General features: G+C 40.1%; 16 protein-coding genes and 3 tRNA genes. 13 read left to right on the top strand and 6 right to left on the bottom strand.

What is annotated here, in order from left to right; all coding sequences use genetic code 11:
* Positions 1–233 precede the first annotated feature (233 nt).
* From MXE38_RS02870 to MXE38_RS02860, 3 genes are all read left to right on the top strand, one after another.
* Positions 234–308, top strand: a tRNA-Gln gene (locus MXE38_RS02870).
* A gap of 16 nt (positions 309–324) precedes the next feature.
* Positions 325–400, top strand: a tRNA-Gln gene (locus MXE38_RS02865).
* 11 nt (positions 401–411) lie between these two features.
* Positions 412–488, top strand: a tRNA-Met gene (locus tag MXE38_RS02860).
* A gap of 821 nt (positions 489–1,309) precedes the next feature.
* Here the strand turns inward: MXE38_RS02860 and MXE38_RS02855 are convergent.
* Positions 1,310–1,723: a hypothetical protein gene (locus MXE38_RS02855; protein WP_246911092.1), complete on the bottom strand. Its 414-nt coding sequence runs from the start codon at positions 1,721–1,723 to the stop codon at positions 1,310–1,312.
* A 1,140-nt stretch (positions 1,724–2,863) separates the two neighbouring features.
* On the opposite strand from MXE38_RS02855, the gene MXE38_RS02850 reads away from it, so the two are divergent.
* The 5 genes from MXE38_RS02850 to MXE38_RS02830 all read left to right on the top strand — a co-directional run bounded on the left by MXE38_RS02850 (position 2,864) and on the right by MXE38_RS02830 (position 9,242).
* On the top strand, positions 2,864–3,265 hold the full coding sequence (locus tag MXE38_RS02850) for a NirD/YgiW/YdeI family stress tolerance protein (protein WP_246911091.1): 402 nt from the start codon (positions 2,864–2,866) through the stop codon (positions 3,263–3,265).
* Between the two features lie 91 nt (positions 3,266–3,356).
* On the top strand, positions 3,357–3,767 hold the full coding sequence (locus MXE38_RS02845; protein ID WP_246911090.1) for a NirD/YgiW/YdeI family stress tolerance protein: 411 nt from the start codon (positions 3,357–3,359) through the stop codon (positions 3,765–3,767).
* Between the two features lie 317 nt (positions 3,768–4,084).
* Positions 4,085–7,324 (top strand): FAD-binding and (Fe-S)-binding domain-containing protein, encoded by a 3,240-nt coding sequence (locus MXE38_RS02840; RefSeq protein ID WP_246911088.1) that lies wholly within the window; start codon positions 4,085–4,087, stop codon positions 7,322–7,324.
* 290 nt (positions 7,325–7,614) lie between these two features.
* Positions 7,615–8,127, top strand: coding sequence for an isoprenylcysteine carboxylmethyltransferase family protein (locus MXE38_RS02835; RefSeq protein ID WP_246911086.1), 513 nt, complete (start codon positions 7,615–7,617; stop codon positions 8,125–8,127).
* 47 nt (positions 8,128–8,174) lie between these two features.
* Positions 8,175–9,242, top strand: coding sequence for a suppressor of fused domain protein (locus MXE38_RS02830; RefSeq protein WP_246911084.1), 1,068 nt, complete (start codon positions 8,175–8,177; stop codon positions 9,240–9,242).
* Between the two features lie 122 nt (positions 9,243–9,364).
* Here the strand turns inward: MXE38_RS02830 and rmuC are convergent, their stop codons facing one another.
* The 4 genes from rmuC to bamE form a co-directional block, all read right to left on the bottom strand.
* Complete coding sequence (gene rmuC / locus MXE38_RS02825; protein WP_246911082.1) at positions 9,365–11,398, bottom strand: DNA recombination protein RmuC; 2,034 nt, start codon at positions 11,396–11,398, stop codon at positions 9,365–9,367.
* 477 nt (positions 11,399–11,875) lie between these two features.
* The gene (ppk1, locus tag MXE38_RS02820; RefSeq protein WP_246911078.1) at positions 11,876–14,071 is read right to left on the bottom strand and encodes a polyphosphate kinase 1; all 2,196 of its coding nucleotides are present in this window, start codon (positions 14,069–14,071) and stop codon (positions 11,876–11,878) included.
* A gap of 814 nt (positions 14,072–14,885) precedes the next feature.
* Positions 14,886–16,295, bottom strand: a complete 1,410-nt coding sequence (locus MXE38_RS02815) for a hypothetical protein (protein ID WP_246911077.1) — start codon at positions 16,293–16,295, stop codon at positions 14,886–14,888.
* A 127-nt stretch (positions 16,296–16,422) separates the two neighbouring features.
* Positions 16,423–16,872, bottom strand: a complete 450-nt coding sequence (gene bamE / locus MXE38_RS02810; RefSeq protein ID WP_246911076.1) for an outer membrane protein assembly factor BamE — start codon at positions 16,870–16,872, stop codon at positions 16,423–16,425.
* Positions 16,873–17,268: 396 nt separating this feature from the next.
* Between bamE and grpE the strand changes: the two genes are divergently transcribed.
* The 4 genes from grpE (at position 17,269) to greA (ending at position 22,602) form a co-directional block, all read left to right on the top strand.
* The gene (grpE, locus tag MXE38_RS02805; protein ID WP_246911075.1) at positions 17,269–18,006 is read left to right on the top strand and encodes a nucleotide exchange factor GrpE; all 738 of its coding nucleotides are present in this window, start codon (positions 17,269–17,271) and stop codon (positions 18,004–18,006) included.
* Between the two features lie 424 nt (positions 18,007–18,430).
* Entirely contained in the window at positions 18,431–20,359 is a 1,929-nt protein-coding gene (gene dnaK, locus MXE38_RS02800) for a molecular chaperone DnaK (RefSeq protein ID WP_246911070.1), read from the top strand.
* A 297-nt stretch (positions 20,360–20,656) separates the two neighbouring features.
* The gene (dnaJ, locus tag MXE38_RS02795) at positions 20,657–21,838 is read left to right on the top strand and encodes a molecular chaperone DnaJ (RefSeq protein WP_246911069.1); all 1,182 of its coding nucleotides are present in this window, start codon (positions 20,657–20,659) and stop codon (positions 21,836–21,838) included.
* A 278-nt stretch (positions 21,839–22,116) separates the two neighbouring features.
* On the top strand, positions 22,117–22,602 hold the full coding sequence (greA, locus tag MXE38_RS02790) for a transcription elongation factor GreA (protein ID WP_246911068.1): 486 nt from the start codon (positions 22,117–22,119) through the stop codon (positions 22,600–22,602).
* 62 nt (positions 22,603–22,664) lie between these two features.
* On the opposite strand, the gene yhbY is transcribed toward greA, so the two are convergent.
* Positions 22,665–22,955, bottom strand: coding sequence for a ribosome assembly RNA-binding protein YhbY (yhbY, locus tag MXE38_RS02785; protein WP_246911067.1), 291 nt, complete (start codon positions 22,953–22,955; stop codon positions 22,665–22,667).
* A 257-nt stretch (positions 22,956–23,212) separates the two neighbouring features.
* Here yhbY and rlmE point away from each other — a divergent pair, with 257 nt between their 5' ends.
* Positions 23,213–23,881 carry a 23S rRNA (uridine(2552)-2'-O)-methyltransferase RlmE gene (gene rlmE / locus MXE38_RS02780; RefSeq protein WP_246911066.1) on the top strand — a complete coding sequence of 223 codons (669 nt, stop codon included), beginning with the start codon at positions 23,213–23,215 and terminating at the stop codon, positions 23,879–23,881.
* The last annotated feature ends 8 nt before the right edge of the window (positions 23,882–23,889 follow it).

The raw sequence follows: 23,889 nt of genomic DNA, 5'->3' as shown, positions 1-23,889 counted from the left end.
GCTCTAAAGCTATAGAGAATGGTTTTTCACTATAAAAAAGTGCATTTTTGTTAAACTTTTTTTAAATGTTAAAAATAAGATAAAAAAGCCAGTTATGAGTGGTTTTTAGTCTTTTCCCAGGAAAAAATTTAAAAAAAAGTTAAAAATTTAGAAAAAAAGTGTTGACTGTGATTTTAGATTCGCTATAATGAGCGCCGTTGTCACGACGACAACAACTCTTAAGAAAGTTGATTAGGGGTATAGCCAAGTGGTAAGGCAACGGGTTTTGATCCCGTCACGCCCTGGTTCGAGCCCAGGTACCCCTGCCAATCAACCTTAAGAACTTGGGGTATAGCCAAGCGGTAAGGCAGCGGATTCTGATTCCGCCATTTCCAAGGTTCGAATCCTTGTACCCCAGCCATTGGCAGGTGTGGCTATGTAGCTCAGTTGGTTAGAGCGCGGCACTCATAATGCTGAGGTCACTGGTTCAATTCCAGTCATAGCTACCATACACCATCAAATAACACCAAGAGATTAACTCTTCGGTGTTTTTTTTGTTTTTGGGCTATACAAAATTTCTTGTTAGAAAAATCAACGAGCCCTACCTTTCCTCTCTACTTTTCCCTGATCTCCCATTCACCATACAGCCAGCCAAACAGCTCCAGCTACAGTTCCAGTTCTCGCTACAGCTCAAATCTCAGCATCTGCATCAGTGTCAGCATTGCTATCAAAACTTATTTCTTCTAGCTCTGCTAGCAGTCAATCATTGCAGTCATTCACACTACAAGGGCCTATCGCTTATATTGCTTGGTTAACCAAAGCATACGTAGCTTCTTATTATCAGCACTACAAGTGCCTTTCCAAGTGCTCCAGCGCATGCAGTAAAGGCTGCAATGCTATGTAGGGCAAGCTAGAGCTATGTTGGGAGCTGGCTTTGCCATTACTCGTTTAATGGACGCTGTAGGCTCATGATTAATTTAGTAGCTAAAGAGGTTGGCAACAAATGGCTAATAGCTATTGGTACTACACGAGTTCTTGCTTTTGATTATGGGGGCGCATTCATATTAGGTGCTAGGAAGTCTTGAGCGTGATGAGCATGAAGGCGCACGGCTAAGCTTGATTGCCACAAGCAGTTGCTGCTATGACTTTGGAGTTGAGGTTGGAATTGGGGCTGTGGTTGGGGCTGGGATCTGGGGAAATGGTTTGCCTGGAGGAATGTAGGGTGGCAGGGCAGGAAGGCTGAGCCATTAAAAAGACCCAAAGGTTTTGACTCCTTTGGGTCTTTTGTTTTTTAGCAATCGATGTAGGCACGATAGTGACTACTGTAGTGCTAGCGATTGCGAATAGAGCGCTCCATGCTCTGAATTACGTATTCGGTATTGGCTGCGTGACGCTCTAAGTTACCAATACGGTTATCAAAATTGGTTAATTCTTGTTGTAAGAATTGATAATCATTGCCTGTCTTGCCTACAACGTTTTGCATAGCGCTAACTTCAGCGTTGAGACGACCATACTCAGCACGTAAAGTCTCAAGCTCACGTGACATATCAAGTAAGTTATTTTCCATATTAACCATACGGTTTTGCATGGAATGAACATCAGTGGCGGTAGAGTAGGTGTGAAGAGAGTCTTTTTGAGCCTTAACGTTAATTGATAAGAAAACCAATTGAATAGCAATAACGATAATAGCTAATGTCAATGCGCCTGAAATAATGATTAAAGGCTTGTTACTTTTAAAATCCATATTACACTCTCATGCCAAAAAATATGTCGAAAAGAAAACTGAGCTGATCTGCTAAAACATAGGCCCATAGAAAATTAAAGCAATTAATACATAGCAAAAAGCTTTAATTGGTAAAACTAATAATACCTAAGTAGATATGAAAGCAGGCGTGCTTATATCACAGTTTAATATATCTAGGAAATACTTAAACTAAAATCCTGCAAATGTTAATTGTTATCAGACAGTGCACAACATAATAACGGCTTATTATATTATGCTCTCTTGAATTTGTGATTAAACCTACATCATAAAAGGGCTAAATTTACTCAAAATTAGTAATAAATCACAGTTTTAGCACACAGTTTAGTCACTATAGTGCTGTTAGACCATGGATCTGAAAATATTCTAGGTGCTCAATAAGAGAGCAAAATTAAGCCTCAAATGCCTGCCTCTAGCAATAAGTATTTAATGAAAATTTAGTCTAAAGACTCCTTAAATAGATTACGCATGTGGGCAAAATTTAAATAAGTACATGTACCTTGTCCAAGGTCAAAGCAACATATTGAGTCTTAGGTTTTTTTTAAGGATAAGGGCAGTAAATTTGTAGATTACCTACTCAGCTAATGTCTAAAGTTGAGGGGATTTAGTTCAAGGGGCATTAGGGCGTAAAAGAATGATTAAGTATTTGAGTTACTAATTTTGTGCTAAGGAAAAATACGCTAAGTTAACTTGTTTTTTTTAAAAGTAGGGCAAACTTAGGGGGTTTTGGGCATTGTTTGGCAATAAAAGCTTTATTTCATCATGTTTTGCTTAAGTTTTGTCGTTTGGTCAGGTAGTTTAATTTTGTGTATATCTGCTCATAAGAAGTTAAGGGTGCAGAAGCTGTAATAATTGAAAATTTAAAAATTTTTAAAAATTATTTTAAAGATTAAAGATGGCTTTCGATTGCTACTTAGCACCATTATTGATAGTAAATTATCAATATAAATAGATTCATTGAGGCACATTGCTAAGTATTAGCTAAGTAGAAGATATTTAAATATAACCATACCAAGCAACGAACCTAGCAAGATAGATTGCTTCCTTAATATGTGAGTTTATATGTGATAAAAGGAGTGGTTCGTAATTTAAGTTAAAGTTTTTAAAAGGGAGTGCTGTCCTATGAATAAGTTAGCTGTTATCGTTAGTGCTAGTGCCTTAGCCTTAGCTTCCTCTGTTGCTTTTGCTGCTCCAAATGCCCCAGCTGGTTTTGGTGCGCAACAAGCACAACCATCTAATCCTGTTGGTTTTGCAGCCCCAGGTAGCACTGTAACCACAGTACAAGATGTTATTCAGAACAGCTATGACGATCAATATGTATCTTTAACTGGTAAGCTCACTAACTACTTAGGTTATGACAAGTATGAGTTTGCAGACAGCACTGGCAAAATCGCTGTAGAGTTAGATGATGACCGCAATTGGTCTCACATTGGTAAGGATCAGCTTATTACCATTTATGCAAAGGTAGATCGTGATCTTAACTCCGTTGAGCTCGAAGTAAAAGAAGCCACCCCAGCTAAGTAATTATTGCTTTACTTAAAATTTACTAACAACAATTAAACAAATACTAACACCCTTGTCTTAAATAATTATGAGGGGCTTAGGAGAAAGAATTATGAAACTTTTAAATGCTTTACTTGTAACTGCTGCTTTAGGTGTAAGTGCTGCTGCTTTTGCTGGTCATGGTCCACATCCATCAGGCCCACAAGGTTTTGATAATCCAAACGTTGGCACTGTAGCCGCTGTTTCTAAGAATGCATATGATGATCAATGGGTAACTTTACGTGGTCGTTTAACCAACTACTTAGGCCACGAGCGTTACGAGTTTACCGATGCTACTGGCTCTATTGAGGTTGAGTTAGATGATGATCGCGATTGGTCATTTGTTTCCAAGGGTCAATTAATTGATATCGTGGGTAAGGTTGATAAAGACTTTTTAAGCACTACTATCGAAGTTAAGAAGATTGTTCCTATTGAGCGTGGTGGTGCACAAGCTCCAGCTCCACGTGGCCCACAAGGTATGTAAAATTTAGAATTTTTTCCTTGTACAGACGTATTACAAAAGCCTTTCTATATTGACTGTAGAGGGGCTTTTTTTATGGCTAAAATATCTTTGGTCTATTTTAGTGCAATACATGGTAAGTTAGCTGTAACTGTGCCTTAAAATTGAGCAAAATCGTAAAAAAGTCGCAATGAAAAAGACTGTCTGTAATTGACTATATAATGAAGATCCTTAGCTTTTAAGCTTAAAGATTTTAGTGTTTGGTCTTTGCTAATCTGTAAGTAAAGTCTTATTCTATTAGCTCTTTTTAATCCAGCTCAAAACATAATAGGCTCTTTTTTATGACTTTAATTATTCCTAGAGTTGCTAATTTAGATAAGGTTGAAGCCAATTACGCCAAATTTTTACAAGCCTTGGCTGACCATGGTTTTAAAGGTGAAATTGAAGATCGTTATGCTGCTCGCTTATTAGTAGCTACTGATAATTCTGTCTATCAAAAAATGCCTCAGGCTGTGGTGTTTCCTCGTGATAAGCATGATGTAGTCACCATTTTTAAAACAGCTAATGATCCTCAATTTAAATCTATTGTGCTTACTCCTCGTGGTGGCGGTACAGGCACCAATGGCCAATCATTAAGTAGGGGCGTGATTATTGATATGTCCCGTCATATGAAGGGTGTATCTGACTTTGATCCTGCAAACCGTACTATTTGGGTACAAAGTGGCGTAATTAAAGATGAGCTTAATGAATTAGTAGGCAAAGAGCAGCTATTTTTCTCTCCTGAGCTCTCTACTTCATCACGTGCCACCATTGGCGGTATGATTGCTAATGATGCTGCTGGACAAGGTTCATTAAAATATGGCCGTACCTCTGAGCATATCTTAGAGGTTGAGGTGGTATTGCGTGATGGTAGTTTATGTACCTTTAAGCCAGTTAATAAAGATGAGCTTAAAGAGTGCCTCAATCGCCCTGGTTTAGAAGGTGAGATTTACCAAAAGTGTTATGCCTTATTAAAAGAGCATGCTGATGAGGTTAAACAAAACTTTCCTAAGCTCAATCGCTTCTTAACAGGTTATGACTTATTCCACGCTTACGATAAGAGCACAGATACTTTAAATTTAGCCCGCTTGATTTGTGGTGCTGAGGGTACTTTAGCTACTTTAGTAGGGGCTAAGATTGACCTTACTTTAAAGCCAAGCTACCGTGCTTTATGTGTGGTCAAGTATGAAAACTTCGACTCTGCTTTACGTCATGCCAATGTCTTGATTAAGGCTGGTGCTTTTTCAGTAGAAACTGTAGATTCTAGAGTTTTAAATTTAGCCAAAAAAGATCCTGTATGGCTCACAGTACAAAACTACATTACTGAGGTGCCTGATGCCACTATTAGTGGTGTAAATATTGTTGAGTTTAACGGCTACGATGTCGAAGCTGATAAGGCTCTGATGGTTAAGCTTTTTGAGAAAACTCAAAAAGAAGCTAAAAAGCGCCATATGGGTATTTTAGGTGCTCAAATTGTTGATACCAAAGAGGGTATTGCTGCTGTTTATGGCATGCGTAAAAAGGCAGTAGGTCTATTAGGATCAGCTGCTGGTGCTAAAAAGCTGGTAGCCTTTACTGAGGATACAGTAGTTCCTCCTGAGAACTTAGCTGATTATATTTTAGAATTTCGTGCGCTATTAGATAGTATGAATGTGACTTACGGTATGTTTGGTCACGTTGATACAGGCTTAATGCACGTAAGACCAGCATTGGATTTAACTACTGATGAAGATAAGCAAAAATTAGTAGCTATTTCTAATGGTGTAGTTGAACTGGTTAAAAAGTATGGTGGCCAGATGTGGGGCGAGCATGGCCGAGGCTATCGCTCCTGCTATGGCGAGGTCTTCTTTGGCAAGCTTTACCCTGTAGCACGTCAAATTAAAGCTATTTTTGACCCTAATAATATCTTAAACCCTGGCAAGATTTGTGTTCCTTGGGGCAATGAAAAAGATAAGCTCGTAGCGCTAGATGACCCTATGCGTGGCGACTTTGACCGCAAGATCGATATTAAGGTGCGTACTTCTTTTGAGGGTGCTTTAAACTGTAATGGTAATGGTCAATGCTTTAGCTATCAAAGAGCTTCTTTAATGTGCCCAAGCTATCGCTACTCTAAAGATCATGTCAAATCCCCTAAGGGCTATTCAGGACTGATGAGAGAGTGGTTACGCTTGATGGAGGAGCGTAAGGTTGATATTAATGCCATTGAGGAGCAATTATTAAGCTCAGCTACTCAAGACAACGCCTCTTTAGGAGCTAAGTTTGCCAACTCTTGTTCCTATTTGGGCAATTTAGTTAAGCGTACCTACAATACTATCTTTGATAAGGAAGATTTTAATCATGAGTATTTAGGACATGTTGCTACTTGTTTATCTTGTAAGTCTTGTAAGACTCAATGTCCTGCTCATGTTAACTCAGCTGAGCTTAACTCACGCTTCTTAAACTTCTATTACAGTCGCTATTTACGTCCAAGCATGGACTTTTTGTGCATGAATGCTGAGCGTACTAATCCATGGTTAGCTTTACGTCCAAAGTTTGCCAATGCTATTTTGCAATCTTCTTTAAATAAGCTCATTATGGATAAGCTCTTTAAATTTGTGGATTTACCTAAATTTAATGAGCGTACCTTAAAGCAGCAGGCCAATGATGAGGCTATTGCTGTTTTGAGCATTAAAGAGGCGCAAGCAAAGGCTGCTCATTATGATGTTATTGTGGTAGCCAATGCCTTTACTGGTTCGTATGAAGCTGATGGTCTGGTTGATTTGGCCAAATTAATTAGACTAATGGGCTTTAGGGTAGCTATTTTAAAGCCATACACCAATGGCAAGTTATTAGTGATCCGTGGTGCCCGTGCTGCCTTTATCAAAGAGGGCCGCAAGCAAGCTGAGCGCTTAGCTAGTCTATATAGCAAGGGCTTAACCTTAGTAGGTTTTGATCCTGCTTTAACCATTTGCTATCGTGATGAGTATCCAAGCTTAATTCCTAATTGCCCTGAATTTAAGGTGCTCTTACCAGAGGAGTGGCTCAAAGAGGCTTTAGTAAGTGAGCAGTTTAAGCGTAAAGAGCAAATGTTTATTAACGAGCTTAATAACATTATTGCTCAAGCTAAGTCTCCTGCTGCCAAGGAGCGTTTAGCTTTTAGCCAAGCTCACACCCAAAGTGAGGATATTGCTCCTTGCGACTATAGCTCTGACTTTTATTTATTCTGTCACTGTACTGAGCAAGCCTTAGTGCCTCTATCAGTAAAAATGTGGCAAGAGGTTTTAGCTCACTTTAATTTACGCTTATTGCCTATTCCTGTTGCTTGTTGTGGTATGGCTGGTCTGTTTGGTCATATGAAGGCTAATCAAGATGAAAGCCGTGTGGTATATGAGCAAAATTGGCAAGAGCACTTTAAGAGCCGTCCTTTTGCTCAATGTTTGGTAACAGGCTTCTCTTGCCGCTCTCAAGTGCACAGAATGGAAAACCAGCGTGCTAACCACCCAATCCATGTCTTAGCCCAACTCTTAGAACAAGCAACTAAGCAAGCTAAGGCCAGACGCTAAGCTGCATCGCTAAGCCCAAGCTTATAGCTTGGCTTAGCGCCAAGCCTAAGCTTAGCGCTGGGCTATAGCTCCAGCCCAAGCTTGCCTTGTAAGGATAGCTTGGGACTTAGTCTAAGATAAAATATTAAGCCCTGCCTTGGCTTTTTTAAGCTCAAGTTGCGGGGCTTTCTCATTTGTGTTTAATAATGAGTCGGTGCTGTTAAACTATTGGTAAGATTCAAATAATTTGGTCATAGCCAAAATTTGTTTAGGATGGATAGAAAAGAAAAAAGCTTAAGGAGTGAGTTTAGATGTTTAGTTTTAGAGAAAAAGCAATTTATGCTTTAGGATTCTTTGCTTTTATTTTCGTTGGCCCCACCATAATGTATTTAATTGCCACGTATTTTCCTATGACTTTCTTAGTTGAGGATAGCACTACTTTGTATTTAGGTGGTTTAACCTCAGCTGTAGGTTTATTCTTTGCGGTATGGTCTAATTATGAATTAGTACATAAAGGCGAAGGTGGTGCTGGCAATTTAGGTCCAGTTAAAATGATGAAGGAAACCAAGCATTTAGTAACTACTGGCCCTTATGCTATTTGTCGTAATCCTATGCATGTAGGTGTATTCTTGTACTATATGGGTTTTGCCTGTGCTCTTAATTCATTGAGCTCTCTGGTATTACCATTTGGTATTATGCTATTTGCTTACTTTGCTGCTGTGGTATTGGATGAGCCTCGTTTAAAGAAAGAATTTCCTGAGGAGTTTGCACAGTACTCAAGTCGTGTGCCGCGCTTCTTTCCTCGTATTTGGGGGCGCAAATAAGCGTTTTTTATATTATTTTTTAACTAATTTTGGATGGAGATATTCCAATGGCAGATCTTGATAAGGCTGCGTTATTAAAGCAAGTTAATGAGCTTTATAATGCTGATGACTTTATTGGCATTATTGAATTGCTTAGCCCTATGGTAGAGAACTTAGATTATGATTTAGCTCTAGAGTTAGCTCGTGCCTACATCAATACTGCTAATACTCAGGATAGTACTAATACCAATACCTTATGTACTAATGAGGAATTGTATTTAAGCGCTAATGCTCTTTTAGATAAATATGCTTTATCTGGTAAAGATCATGCTACTTATCTTTTCTATAAGGGCTATGCTTTATTTAAGTTAGGATTAACTAATGATGCTTTATTGCGTCTGCAAAGAGCCTTAAAGTTTATTAAGTTTGGCACTGAGGATAAGTTATTACCAACTATCCAGCGCATGATTTCTTTATGTGAATCCTTTGATCCTGATAATAACGACTTATCCTTAAGTAAGGATGATGAGATCACCTTAGATGAACACATTCGTTTAAACTTTGGTAAGTATCAAATCATTTTTAAGACTGATCGTTATGAGCTTATCAATGTACCACCAACTGAGGAGCGCCCATTCAACTTAATTTTAACTAAGGGCTTAGCTGGTAAGAAAATTAAAGTTCCAGCAGGAGTAGATGAGCTTACTAATAGCCGTATCGAGCTTGCTTTATGTTTGCCAAAAGAGTGGGAGTTTTCCAATAGCGAGTCTTACAACTTATGGCCAATTAATACTTTATGTGAGTTAATTAACTACATTTTAACTACTGATGAGTTTATTGGCTTTGGTTATTCTTTTGCTAAGGGTAAGCCTCTGCACCCAAGTACCGATTTTAGTGGTGGTATCTTAACTGCCTTAGGTGCTTTTGATAAGAAGGCTCAGGAGCTGACATTATCAGATAACTCCTTAGTACGTTTCTTTGAGTTAATCTTCTTATTCCCATCTGAGCTTGAGTATCGCTCTAAGCACTCAGCCTCAGAGCTATTAGAGCTCTTCCAATTAAAGAAGGTTATCCCAAGTCCAGTTCGTAAGAGAATGGATGTTTGTATTCAGGTAGTACCTGCAAACAAGATCTAGTTCCTGTAATTACAAAAAAGGCGCTGCTTAATTACTTAAGTCAGCGCTTTTTTTTGTTTTAAGCCTCAAGCCCCTTCTGCGGCTTGGGCCTTTGATATTGGGCCTTGGGCCTAGTCTTGTCCTTAAGCAGTAGCCTCAGTAGCTGATGGCTCATTAGGCTCTTCTGTAGCTTGAGCTGTAGCTGTAGCTAGAGCTTGAGACTGAGACTGAGATTCTGGTGCTAGCTCTTGCTCTTGGCTAGGAACTAGGGCAGGGTCTAAAACTGGGGCCTGGGTAGGCTCTACAGCAAGTGCTTGCTCTGTAGCTGGGACTGCTTCTTGCTCTGGAGCTGGCTCAGTTGCAGGCTCTGCTTTCTTAGCCTTGGTTTTGCGAGTACGAGTGGTTTTGGCTCGTGGCTTTTGGGTCTCGCTGTCATCGCTAGCGCTAGTGGTGCTAGCACTGCTAGTGTCTGGGGCCTCAAGGGTGGTGGAGGCAGGGTCTACAATGATTTCGTTAACTAAAATTTTATTGGACTCTGAGTTAGGCTTAAACTCTAATAAGACGTTTTGGCTTAGAGCTGGGGCATCTTTGGCAAAGTCAGAGAGCATCTTTTGTAAATTGCCCTTGCCTTGGCACAATGAGGTGGCCATGCCATCAATGTTCTTATTGAGGCTGTCTCTAATCTTTAAGAGGCCTTCAAAATCGTTGCAGATTTTAGAGCACTTTTGGTAAATCAAATCAGCTCGTTTAACAATCTCTTTATACTTATTGCCTTGATTAGCTAAAGCCCATAAGTTTCCTACAATGCGTAAAGCAGGAAGTAGGGATGATGGGGAGACTAAGTAGACATTGAGCTCTTGAGCGTAACTGTAAAGTTTGTCATTAGAGCGCAAAGCCAAAGCTAAAGCATGGTCGATAGGCACAAACATAAAGACAAAGTTTGGACTGCCATAGCGTTCAAACTCAGGATATTTCTTTTTGCTAAGCTCATCAATGTGCTTTTTAATGGAATCAATATGGCGTGATAATGCCTGATCATAGGTTTTTTGATCATTGTCATTTTGCGCATTACATAATTCGGTATAAGCAGTAAGGGAGCATTTAGCATCAATGACTAGACCACGATTTTGTGGCAGTACAATTAATACATCAGCTCTACCTTTATCGCCTTGATCATTAGTAGCAAAGCACTCTTTTATGTAGTTTTGCTCGCTGGATAGACCAGATGCTTGTAGCAAGAGCTCTAATTGTTGTTCACCCCAAATACCTTGGCTCTTGCTGCCTTGTAGCAGAGCTTTAGATAGATTTTGGGCCTGTAGACCTAAGTTTTGTTGCGCCTCATGGAGGTGCTTAAGCTCATTTTGTAAAATGCCTGCCTGCTCAGAATTGGCTTTTTGAGTGTTAGCAATTAAATTTCTAAAAGTATTAAGCTCATTTTGCAAAGGATTAATAATTTGCACCATGCTTTCATTATTAACCTTTTGTAATGATTCGCTACGCTCTTTTAAGATCTTCTCACTCATAGTATTAAGACGATGCTCAAGCTCATTTTGAGCCTGCTCAAAACGCTTTTGATCTTCTTGTCTTAATAGTTCTAAAGTGGAATTCTGGCTTTTAAGCTCGGTTTGCTCTACTACGCTATCTTGAAGGCGTTCGTTGATCTTTTTAATTTCAACGTCTTTGCCTACTAAATCAATTTCCAGCTTCTTAATATTTTCCTTGAGGGTGCTAGTTTGGGCTGCATAACCTTCTTTAAGTTCTTTAATAGTATTGTCATGCATGCTTTTAGTTTCATTTAAAGCCTTATTATGCTGCTCTTGTAAGGTATGAATATACTCTTCACGCTCAGTAAGCTTTTCTTTGAGATTTTGGCATTCAGTTTGAAGATTGGAGATCTCTTTTACCAAGGAGAGCTTTTCGCTAGTGGCATTTTCCTTATGTACTGTATATTGATGCTCGATAGAATCAAGTTCAGCCTTGAGATCTTCTACTTGCTCTTGTAAAGATTTAGATAAAGTTGCCTGTTCAATGATATTAATATCAAGCTCACTACTGCCAGACTGAATCTTAGATGCTTTTTCTTTTAAAGATAAATAACGATTAACAAATACAGCAGCTATAGCGCAAGCTATGATAGCGACTACTAGTAAAACCAAGGAAGAGGAACTGTCAAACATGAAAAATACCCATGCAAAGAAAAATAATTGTGGTTGTAGCTAAAAAAAGCAATTTAGTGGCAAATTTTAGCGCAAATTACTAATGGGATCGACAGAGAAATATGTCTTTATTGGCAGGACGCAAGCTGCGTTTTAGATAGGATTTCCCAAGCCAAGCCAAGCCAAGCCAAGCTAAGCAAAGCAAAGCAAAGCCAAGCCTTGCACAGCATGACCTGCTGTTGAGTTCTGACGTGGCATTGCCTGACATGGGACTAGTTGAATGCATGTTGCTACATGCAGCAGGGCTCAAGTTGGCAGGAGCATGGACAGAAGAGCCATGGACGGCAGTGCCATGAACGGCAGGGGCTGGGGTAGTTTGGGATTAGAGGTGCAGGTTAGTGTGGTGAGTGTTGCTGTTTGGGCATAAAAAAATCCCTGACTAAAGCTTGATGTTTAGCAGGGATTTTTTTATATGGGACTAAAGCTTATAGACTATTGCTATTTGGTTGGAATAAGAGTGTCTTTAGCTGGAGCTTTTTTAGTTGCGGCAGCGGCTTTAGCAGGGGCTGCTTTCTTAGCTGTGGTCTTAGCAGTATCAAGCTTAGTTTGGAGCTGTTGCTGTTTGAGCTCTTCGCTAAGCTTAGTCTCAACACTGCTTAAGTAGCGGTGAATCTCGATTTGAGAGCGGATCTTTGGTGAGTCTGGGTTATAAGGAACATACTCATTAGTCTGATCAGCATCAATAATACGAGATTTTTGATTATCACTTTCTTGGATCTTGAAAATGGTACGAATACGCTCACGAAGGGCAGGATCCAATACAGGGGCACCAACCTCAATACGGTAATCAAGGTTACGAGTCATCCAGTCAGCAGAGGAAATGTAAAGCTCCTCATTATTGTTATTGCAGAAAATCATAACACGTGGGTGCTCTAAGAAGCGATCTACAATGGAAGTAATGTAGATATTCTCAGATAAACCTGGAACGCCTGGACGTAAGCTACACATGCCTCTAATAATGGCACGAATCTTAACACCAGCTTGAGAGGCCTTATAAAGACGCTCAATTAAGCCTTCATCAACCAAGTTATTAACCTTGAGGTTGATATAGGATGGAAGACCCATAGAGGCATTCTCAATTTCACGATCAATCATGGCGTAAATACGCTGACGAGCGTTAATTGGGGATACTAAGAGCTTATCAAAACGTGGGCGAGTATATGGGTACTCAATAAAGTCAAATACGTTATGAACCTCTTGAGTGAGGGTTTCATTCTTAGTAAAGAGAGCAAAGTCGGTGTAAATCTTAGCTGTCTTTTCGTTAAAGTTGCCAGTACCAATATGGGCATAGCGTACAGTCTTATCACCCTCTTTACGGGAGATAATGCAGAGCTTAGAGTGAATCTTTAAGGTTGGTAGACCGAAGAGAACTTTTACGCCAGCATCAGTTAAGTGGGAAGCCCAACGAATGTTGTTAGCCTCATCAAAACGAGCCTTTAACTCCACTACTACAGTAACACGCTTACCATTATTAGCAGCATCAATTAAAGAGTCGATTACACGGCTATTACGAGCTACACGATAAATGTTGATCTTAATGGCAGTAACCTTAGGATCATAGGAAGCTTGACGTAAAAACTCAGTAAAGTACTCAAAAGAGTAGTATGGATAATAAAGGAGAATATCGCTCTTAGAAATAGCATCAAAAGCATTGATGTGATTATCAAAGGCGGTAGATAAAATAGGTGATAAAGAAGGATTCTCGAAGCTATCTGGGCCAACACTTGGGAAGGATAAAAAGTCCTTAAAGTTGTGATAGCGATTGCCAGGCATACAGGAGTCAATGTCTGACAAATGGAGCTCCTCAGTCATAAAGGCAACCATGTCCTTAGGCATAGCTCTGTCGTAAGCAAAGCGTACAGGCATAGCGTTTAAACGCTGCTTTAGAGAATTAGACATATTCTCTAACACGGACATATCAACATTACCTAATAAATCGTACTCAGCATCACGATTCATCTTAATGGAGTAGGCTTCGATAGTGTCGTAATCAAAGAAGCCCTTGAAAATGTCATCCAAACCAATACGAATAACATTATCCAAGAACATTAAGGTGGTCTCACCCTCTTGAGTAGGCATACTAATAAAGCGTGGCACTACATCAGATGGGATCTCTAATAAAGCGTGATGCACTTCCTTGCCTGTCATACGAATAAGCAAGTAAGTGTACTGGTCACGTAAGAATTGAACTAAATCAATCTTATTCTTAAAGATAATAGGATTGATGTGCTTGAGCACATGGCGCTTAAAGTAGTTACGAACCCAAGCTTTTTGATTCTCGGTAACTTCAGTTTCATCTCTTAAATAAATCTTGTTATCGGCCAACTCTTGCATAAGGGCACGATAAATACGATTCAGGTCGCTTTGGTAGCGAGATACTAAGGTTTGAACTTCCTTTAAGAGCTTAACTGCCTCAGTCTCATTACCTTCCTCTTTGTTGATAATGATTTGACGCTTAAGGTTAGCTACACGCACCTTAAAGAACTCATCTTGGTTATTAGAGTAAATGCCTAAAAAGCGAATCTTTTCAATTAGAGGAACTGACTGATCAGCAGCTTCTTGTAGTACACGACCATTAAAAGAAAGCCAGCTAATTTCCTTTGGTACTAAATCAATTTTCTTGATATCAGACATAACCAAGACCTTTAAGAAAAAAATAAAGAGATAAGTTAACGAGCTTTAAGTAGAGCTCAAACACACAAAAACTCAATAAGTGAGCTAGGTGGTATGCTACAAACAAACAGTAATAGTGTAAGAAAGCAACTTTAAAGACCAGTGTTATACAAATTATGATGTACTTAGCATCAGCGCACTTAAGGCTTAAGGCTGTAGATTATTAGGATTATGCCTGAGTGCAAGTAAGTGTTAATTAGTTTAGCTAAGAAAGTAATATAAGCTCTGGAAGTTTCAATCTCTAGCTTAACTAAGTAGCAAGATTATAAAGGGACAAAATTAAATCTGTGTTAAGAGAAATATCTCAAAACAAAAGTATAGATTAGCACTATTGTCATTACTTAGTTAAAGCCTGCCTGCTTTTGGCCATAAATAGGCTCATAATTGTGCTCTAGTGCACAAAAGTAAATCCTCTGCCCATATTCTTTTACCACCAGCATACAGCCTCTATATTTTGCCTCCTAAACACTTAGTGCCAGCCTTAATTGCTAAAGCTTAGTCCTTAGCTAAAGCCTTAGCCAAGGCCATGGCTAAGAACGTAGCTTAGACTGTCGCACTTGCCGTGCGCACCTTGCTGTGCGCATCTTGCTAAGCAGTGCCATGCAGCATGCTTAGCTGTGGCTGGCAGGGCTAAGCAGTGTAGTGCTGGGGGCTATATGACAGCCATTAAAATGGTGGTTAGGTTTAAAGTGGCCAAGGATGAGTAAGTGGTGGTTGCTTGCCCCGTGGCTGTAATGTTAGGGGCAAGCTAGCTCTTACTTGCTAAGGCAAGAGCTTAAGGCTCAGATGGAGTGGTCTTACCTTGAGAGTTGGTAGCCTCTTGAGCTTTCTTTTGAGCAGCCTGGCTGGCCTCAAGGGCTTTTTGCTCTAGGGACTTAAGCTTGGCTTCACGGTCTTTGGCTCTTTGTTCGCCAAAGCGGGCCTTAATAATGCTGCCATCAGCTGTAGCTTTTTCTTCTTGCTGCTTTAGTGATTGTTGGTGGCTTTCATGGTCTTGCTCATAGAGCTCAAGCGGCATATCCAACTCTGGATCTGGAGATTCTAGGGCGCTGATAGTGGCCTCGGTTGAGTTCAGTAAGCTTGCATTTTGCTCTTGGCTGTTAACAGAGGTAGTAGCATCTTGGAGCTGATTATTGGCTTTGATAGCTGTTTCGGTATAGCCAAGGCCCATATTTTTAGGCTGAGCTAAGGAATCTAAAGAGTTTTTTTGCTTGTTGGCACTTTGCTCTTGGCTCTGGCTATTGTAAAGGGAAATTTGACCGCCTTGCACTTCCTCAATTTTAGATTTGCTATTAACCTCGCTATCAGTAAGCGGCAGGGCACTGTTAAAGAGTACAGCATTGTCCTCATCATCTAAGATAGGCTGGGATTTAGCTTGGCTATTTTTGACTGGGATTGCGCTCTTAGCAAGGCTTTGGCCGTTGGCGTGGCCTTTGCCGTTGGCGTGGCCAGGAGCCTGGCCTTTGGCCTGATCCTGGTCGGGGTCGTCAACTTGGGAGTCAAAATGGTCGATGGCTTCTGCTGATTGATCGTCTTCGTCTTCATGTAGGCTATTTTTAGTTAGCTGTTGGTAATAAACTGAGCCTGGGTTCATTAATCCCATAAGCATTTGGCGAGCATTACGATTGCCTAAACGGGCTGATTGTTCTAACAAACGCACACCTATGCCAATAGTTCTAATATCCTGAATAAAGACTCTACCTGCTACTTCAAGACCATCCATTTCACCTTTAACATTAATAATGCGTTGTAGCCAGAAGGCACCTTGAGTAGGTTTATTAGTAGCATAGAAATAGCGAGCGGTGCGGGCGATTTTGCCTTGGCGAATAAACATGGCATTAAAGGCCCTATTATCACCTAAAAGCATAGCCTTTTGGGCACAGCGCTCAAAAGCTAGGGTAGGGGTAATCTTTTGATATAAGAAAGCACCTTTAGGATAGTTAGTCTTTGGGGTAAAAGAGCTTTGATAAGTAGCAACAATTTCATCAAGCTTACTTAGGTCGCCTAAAATACACTCAGAGCACAAATTGATAAAACGCTGGGTTTTAGTTTTAGGTTTTGGGTTAATAAGCTCTTGTCTTTGTACTTTAATTTCTTGTGAGGTTTCATCTTTAATTGAGCAGCCACTAAGTACAATAGTGGAGCTTAAAATCAAAGCTAAAGTTAATTTCAATTGGTATAACATTAACCTTTCTCCCAAGAAATTGGTCTTAATAAACAAAAAGCTTGTAGGAAATCCCACAAGCTTTTGGTTGTGTAATAAGTGGGCTACTGTTCTTGTAAGAGCCGCTTAATGAAAATAGTTAATACTATTATTCTTGAGTATTATCTACGCCATCTTGAACCACTGTTTGGTTAATAGTTGGGTAGGTAGTAGCAACATGCTCCATATCAGCAAAATCAATTTTCTGAATACTTTCATTGCCGCTATAGAAGTTATCAGGCTTTTTAAAATCGCCTTCGATATCTTTTAAGACACGACCTTCAAAAACTAACACTAAGTTAGCAATATCAGGGCGTGTCCAGCCACGACGATCAAAGTGAACATAGTACCAACGGGTATTATCAAAAGCGTCAGTGAGCATAGGGGTGCCTAAAATATAGCGCACCTGCTCAGCTGTCATGCCTTGACGTAATTGGTTCACTGCATCTTGTTCAACAAAGTTGCCTTGCTTTAAATCAACACGATAAGCACAACCTGTAAAAACAGTGCTTGCTAGTGTAATAGCGCAGATAGATAAAATTTTTTTACTAAATTTCATGAAAAATACACTCCGCGAGGAAACATGCGACTTTGTTCGCCTGAGGAATCGCGGCCAACTCCTCTTGTACGTTCAGGGAAAATATAATATTACAACCTATCTCCTAAATGAGGAGTTAGAGTAGTGCTCTCTAGGTCAATATAATAAAGTATTTAACTTAGAGAAAAATTTGAATTTTCTTTTTCTAGCTAAGAAAAATTTAGCTCATTGTACCAAAAAGCAAAAGTTTTTTATTATTTGGCTTGAAATTGCTAGGCATAGTCCCCATATGAGCTATTATTCAGTGCTGTTTTTTCCTCAGCATTGCCTAGCCTTATTGATAAGCAAGAGTTGTTGAGGAAAAAGTAGCACTAAAATTATTATTTTTTGCAAGTTAATTTGTGCAGGAACATTTCGATGTCAGATTTAGAGAAACAACAAAGCGTTGAAGATGCTATTTCTACTTTAGAGGCTAGCAAGGGTAATAGCCAAGAGCAAACTGACTATGCTGCTCGTATGGCTCAAACTTATGCTCAAAACCAAGCTGCATTTAATGCTAATGGTAATCCAGATGAGCAAAATGTCAGCACCAATGTGGATCCAAAAGAGCTAGAGGATCATGATAACAACGTTGAGTTTGTTGAGGCTGAGCCTTGCCAGGATGAGAGCGAATTACTTCGTCAAGAGTTAAGCCAGCTTCAAGGTGAAGTTGAGGTTTTAAAGCAGACTGTAGCATCTGAGCATGACAAAATGGTTCGTGCTGTAGCTGAGGCAGATAATGTTCGTAAGCGTGCTGCCCAAGATGTTGAGCGTGAGCGTAAGTTTGCTTTAGAGAAGTTTGTGAAGTCTTTAATGCCTGTTTACGATGCACTTGAGAAGGCTTTAGAGTTCTCTGATCGCAACAATGAGGCTACCAAGGCTACTATTGATGGTGTTGAGAATACCTTAACCTTATTCTTAAAAGAGTTGTCTTCTTTTGGTGTGGAGCGTATCGATCCAACTGGTCAGCCATTTGATCCAAACTTCCATCAGGCTATTTCTATGGTGCCATCTACTGAGGTGCCTAATAACCATGTTTTATCTACTATGCAAAAAGGTTTTACCTTAAATGGCCGAGTAGTGCGTCCTGCTATGGTTATTGTAGCTAAAGTTTAAATTTAGTTTTTTTTGAAAACTTTAAAGCCCAGATGATCATTCATCTGGGTTTTTTAATGAAAAGTTAAAAAAAATTGAAAAAAATTTTGCTGTATAAATGGCTTAAGAATAGTGATCTATGGGGTTGAGAGCTTAATTTTTTAAATTTTTTTGTGATCTGTACTTGAAAACGAAAGTCATGACCCCCAATTGATTAAACAGTTAGAGAAAAGAATTTTTTTAGAACCAATGCACTGTGAGCCTAAAGCAAGATGCCAAGACTTACAGCTTGCGCACCAAAGGCTCTAACTAGAATGTGACTGTTCTGATGTGAGATGAAATTACAACAGTCAACAGTGCTTGAGCGATTAGCAAAGCAGAAAAGTGTAAGACTTAACTAATGGCTGTTGGTTCTTAATACAGGTTTGATAGCGGAGAATTTATCATGGGAAAAATTATTGGTATTGACTTAGGTACTACTAACTCTTGCGTTAGTGTTTTAGATGGTGACAAGGTTCGTGTATTAGAGAACTCTGAAGGTCGTCGTACTACTCCATCTATCGTAGCTTACGCTGATGACGGTGAGATTTTAGTAGGCGATGCTGCTAAGCGTCAGGCTGTTACCAACCCAGAGAAGACCTTATTTGCCATCAAGCGTTTAATTGGTCGTCGTTACGATGACGTTGAAGTTCAACGTGATATTAGCATTATGCCTTTCAAGATTGTTAAGGCTGATAACGGCGATGCTTGGGTTGATGTTAATGGCCAGAAGTTAGCTCCTCCACAGATTTCTGCTGAAGTCTTAAAGAAGATGAAGAAGACTGCTGAGGACATCTTAGGTGAGGAAGTTACTGAGGCTGTTATTACCTGCCCTGCTTACTTCAATGATTCTCAAAGACAGGCTACTAAGGATGCTGGCCGTATCGCTGGCTTAGAGGTAAAGCGTATCATTAACGAGCCTACCGCAGCTGCTATTGCTTACGGTGAGGACAAGGCTAAGGGTGAGCAGAAGATTGCTGTTTACGACTTAGGTGGTGGTACCTTTGATATCTCCATTATTGATATCGATGAGATCGACGGCGAGAAGACCTTTGAAGTATTAGCTACTAATGGTGATACCCACTTAGGTGGTGAGGACTTCGATAACCGTATCATTAACTACTTAGTTGAAGAGTTCAAGAACCAGCAGAACATTGATTTACGTAAGGATCAATTAGCTTTACAACGTTTAAAGGAAGCTGCTGAAAAGGCTAAGATTGAGCTTTCTTCCTCTTCACAGACCGATGTAAACTTACCTTACATCACTGCTGATGCTACTGGTCCTAAGCACATGAATCTTAAGATTACTCGTGCTAAGTTAGAGGCCTTAGTTGAGGATTTAGTACAGAAGACCTTAGAGCCAGTTAAGACTGCTTTAAATGATGCTAACTTATCCGTATCTGAGATTAACGATGTTATCTTAGTTGGTGGCCAGACCCGTATGCCAATGGTTCAGAAGTTAGTAGCTGACTTCTTTGGCAAGGAGCCTCGTAAGGACGTAAACCCAGATGAGGCTGTTGCTATGGGTGCTGCTATTCAGGGCGGCGTATTATCTGGTGCCAAGAATGACGTGCTCTTACTTGACGTAACTCCATTATCCTTAGGTATTGAGACCTTAGGCGGTGTTATGACTACCTTAATTCCTAAGAACACCACCATTCCAGCTAAGAAGTCTCAGGTATTCTCAACTGCTGAGGACAACCAGCCAGCTGTTACTATTCACGTTCTCCAAGGTGAGCGTAAGCGTGCCTCTGACAACAAGTCCTTAGGTCAGTTCAACTTAGAGGGTATTGATCCAGCTCCACGTGGCATGCCACAAATTGAGGTAAGCTTCGATATTGATGCTGACGGCTTAATCCACGTATCTGCTAAGGATAAGAAGACCAACAAAGAGCAGAAGATTACCATTCAGTCCTCCTCTGGTCTTTCTGAGGAAGATATCGATCGTATGGTTCGTGAGGCTGAGCAGCACTCTGCTGAGGATAAGAAGTTTGAAGAGCTTGCAAGTGCTCGTAACCGTGCTGACAACACCATTCACATGGCTCGTAAGGAGTTAAATGAGAAGAATGTTGGCAACGAGGACAAGGCTGAGGTTGAGCGTGCTATCAATGCCTTAGAGTTAGCTGTTCGTGGCGACAATAAGGATGACATTGAGAATGCCGAGAAGAAGGTTTTAGAGTCCTTACAGGCAATCTTAGCTAAGCAGCAGCAAGCTCAAGGCAACCCAGGTGCTAATGCTTACCAGCAAGCTGACCAAGGTCAGGCTTCATCTGGCGCTGCTAAGGATGACAATGTTGTTGATGCTGAGTTCGAAGAAGTTAAAGACAACAAATAATCTTTAATTTATCTTCATAGCCTAATTAAGATAGTCCCGTTAAGTTACTTAGCGGGGCTATCTTATAGGATAGCGTCAAGAAGTTAAGACTATTTAAGTCTAATTTGCTAAGGCGGTTGGGGGCTTTTTTAAGAGCTCAAGCATTATTACTTGAGATTGTGCTTAAGAGTCGCCTTCCGCTTTTTAGTCTTTAGTGCTCAATATAGCTCACTCTTATATAGAGTGCTAAAGCCTAATAATGCACTATTAGTTTTTTGGTAAATACTAGTTATTTACCCTTAAGGTATCGAGATAAGCATGGCAACAAAGCGTGATTATTATGAGGTGCTAGGCGTACAAAAAGGCGCTACTGATGATGAAATCAAGCGTGCTTTCAAACGTTTAGCTATGAAGTATCACCCAGATCGTAATAAAGATCCTGATGCTGGTGATAAATTCAGAGAAATTAACGAGGCTTATCAGGTACTTAGTGACCCTCAAAAGCGTTCTGCTTATGATGCAGGTGGTTTTGATGCAGTAAATAACAATGGTCCACAAGGCTTCGACTTTGGTAACGCAGGTGATTTTGGCGATATTTTCGAAAGTATTTTCGGATCTGCCATGGGTGGTGGCCGCCGCCAGCGTCGTCCAACTGGCCCTGTAAGAACTAGAGGCCGTGATCTTCGTATTGTAGTGACCCTTACCTTAGAGGAAGCTGTAAAAGGCTTAACTAAGGAAGTTAAGATTAATGCTCTAACTACTTGCCCTGATTGTCATGGCGAGGGTACTAAGGATCCAAAGAGCCGCAAACCATGTCCTGTATGTCATGGACAGGGTGTTACTATTAGCACTAATGGCTTCTTTAGCGTACAAAAGACCTGTGAGCACTGTCATGGTGAGGGCTATGTAGTTACTGACCCTTGCAAGCGTTGTAACGGTCAAGGCCGTATTAGCCAGCCTAAAAACGTTAAGATTGAAATCCCTGGTGGTTTAGATACTGGTCAGTCTGTAATTGTTGATGGTGCTGGTGAGTCTGGATTACATGGTGGTCCAAACGGAGATGTTATTGCAGTAATTCAAGTTAAAGAGCACGACCTCTTTAAGCGTGATGGCGATAACTTGTATTGCGAAGTACCAATTACTTTCACCACTGCTGCTTTAGGTGGTAAGGTTACTGTACCTACTTTAGATGGCAAGCTAGCGATCACTGTAGAGCCAGGCACTCAAACTGGAACCACTTATCGCTTAGCTGGAAAGGGTATTAAGGCTACTTATACTAACCGTCCACGTGGTAATTTATACTGCACTGTAGTAGTTGAAACTCCAGTTAACTTAAATGACTACCAAAAGGACTTATTACATAAGTTAGAGCAGTCTTTTGAAAATGATGATAAACAAGACAGCAAGGTAGTTAACAGTAGCTCTAGTGCTAGTCAAAAACCTTTAAATGACTCTTTTGCTGATAAGGTTAAAAAATTCTTTAAAGAGATAGGCAAATAGTCTCTTTGAGAAGAGTCAAAAAAATTCATTAAGCTCTGCTAGTATATTGTGGTATTAGTAGAGCTTTTTTCTTAAATATTTTAGCTAGATTAATACATGCTATAATTTTGCTTGTATTAAGTTTTTATGACGCTTGGTGCTACTGATAGCATTAGGCGTTTTGTTTTTTATTAAACCGCATCTTTACGCCCTTAATATCAATGCTGTATGGAGCGCTACTTAAAGTGCAAGTAGTTAATGTCTAAAGGGCCAACGGTTAAACTATATTTGAGGTTATCATGGAACAGACCCCTATGACTGCACGTGGTGAGCAGCTTTTACGCGATGAATTAGAGCGTCTTAAGACTCAAGAGCGCCCACGTATTACCGCTGCTATTGCTGAGGCTCGTAGTCACGGTGATTTGAGTGAAAATGCTGAGTATGACGCAGCAAAAGAAGAGCAAGGCTTATGCGAGGCCCGTATTAAGGATATTGAAGGCAAGCTTGCCTCAGCTAATATTATTGATGTTACTAAGCTAGCTAAGAGCGATCCATTAAAGGTAGTATTTGGCTGCACAGTAACCTTATTGGACGTAGACAGCGATGATGAAATCACTTATAAGATTGTAGGTGAGGACGAGGCTGATATTGAGAATAACTTAATGTCTTATAAGACCCCAATTGCTAAGGGCTTATTAGGCAAGTTTGAAGGCGACGAAGTTGCTATTAAGATTCCTAAGGGCACAGTAACCTATGAGATTACTGAAGTTCAGTACATTGCCTAGGAATTTTTAATACAAAAAAAGCTTAGACACTACGGTAGTGACTAAGCTTTTTTTCTTTTAATTTAGCGAGGTAAGATGTAGCGGCTATCTTGCTTACGTTGTCTAAATAAGATAGCAATACGACCTACTACGTTAACAAGCTGAGCACCAACTGCATCGGCAGCCTGTTGAGCCTGTTCTTTACGACCCTCGCCAGCATTCAATTTAACCTTAATGAGTTCGTGGTGCTCAATAGAGCTATCAATCTCTTTAATAACGTTCTGGGAAAGACCTTCGTTACCGAGCAACACAACTGGATTTAAGGAATGAGCCTCAGCCTTTAAAAACTGACGCTGCTTTGCATTTAAAGCCATAAAAAATTCCTAAAAATAATCAGGGTTAACCCTAAATTGTCGCATATTGTAGCAAAACCAAGCTAAATTATCTAAAAAAATTCATTAGATTCTGCATTGGGTTTCTGTGCTTGATTAATCAGGTATGAGAAAATTTTTTCCAATTTAAGCGATCTTTTCTTTACTTGTGCAAAAGTATAAATGCGCATGTATAATGAAAGCTTTTATTATACTATCTAGGTAATTTCAGCTGGGAAGCTAATTTTTGGAAGGTAGACATGCCTGTACGTAAAAGAAGTGCCAGTTCAACTCGATGGCTTAAAGAGCACTTTGATGATCCATTTGTAAAAGAGGCTCATAAGCGTGGCTTACGTTCACGTGCCACCTTTAAGCTCGAAGAACTGCAGAAAAAAGATCGCCTCATTAAGATTGGACATGTGGTAGTTGATTTAGGTGCAGCTCCTGGTGGCTGGTCTGAGTACGCTGTTAAATGCGTAGGTGATACTGGTCGTATTGTAGCGTGCGACATTTTGCCTATGAGACCTATTCGTAATGTTGACTTTTTACAAGGCGACTTTAGAGAAAATGAGGTCTTTATGAAGCTTTACGACATGATTGGTGGTGGTGCTGACGTGGTAATGTCAGATATGGCCCCTAACATGTCTGGTAATAAGGCTATTGATCAACCTCGAGCAATGTTATTGACCGAACTTGCTTTGGATATGGCCCGTCGTGTATTAAAAGAGGGCGGTAGCTTTGTAGTAAAGGTCTTTACAGGTTCTGGCTCTCAAGAATTTTTAGCAGAGCTTAAAAAGGACTTCACTACCGTAAGAGTACGTAAGCCTGAGGCCTCTCGTGATCGTTCATCAGAGGTTTATATGGTAGCTACTGGCTTTAAGGGTCATGAGCTTTCAGGTGTAGCACCTGAGTTTAGTGACGACTTATAGAAAGTTTT

The organism is Anaerobiospirillum sp. NML120448, from assembly GCF_023050945.1.
Taxonomy (GTDB): Bacteria; Pseudomonadota; Gammaproteobacteria; order Enterobacterales; family Succinivibrionaceae; genus Anaerobiospirillum.
The sequence above is the reverse complement of the archived record's forward strand: the minus strand, read 5'-3'. Positions and strand labels throughout refer to the sequence as shown.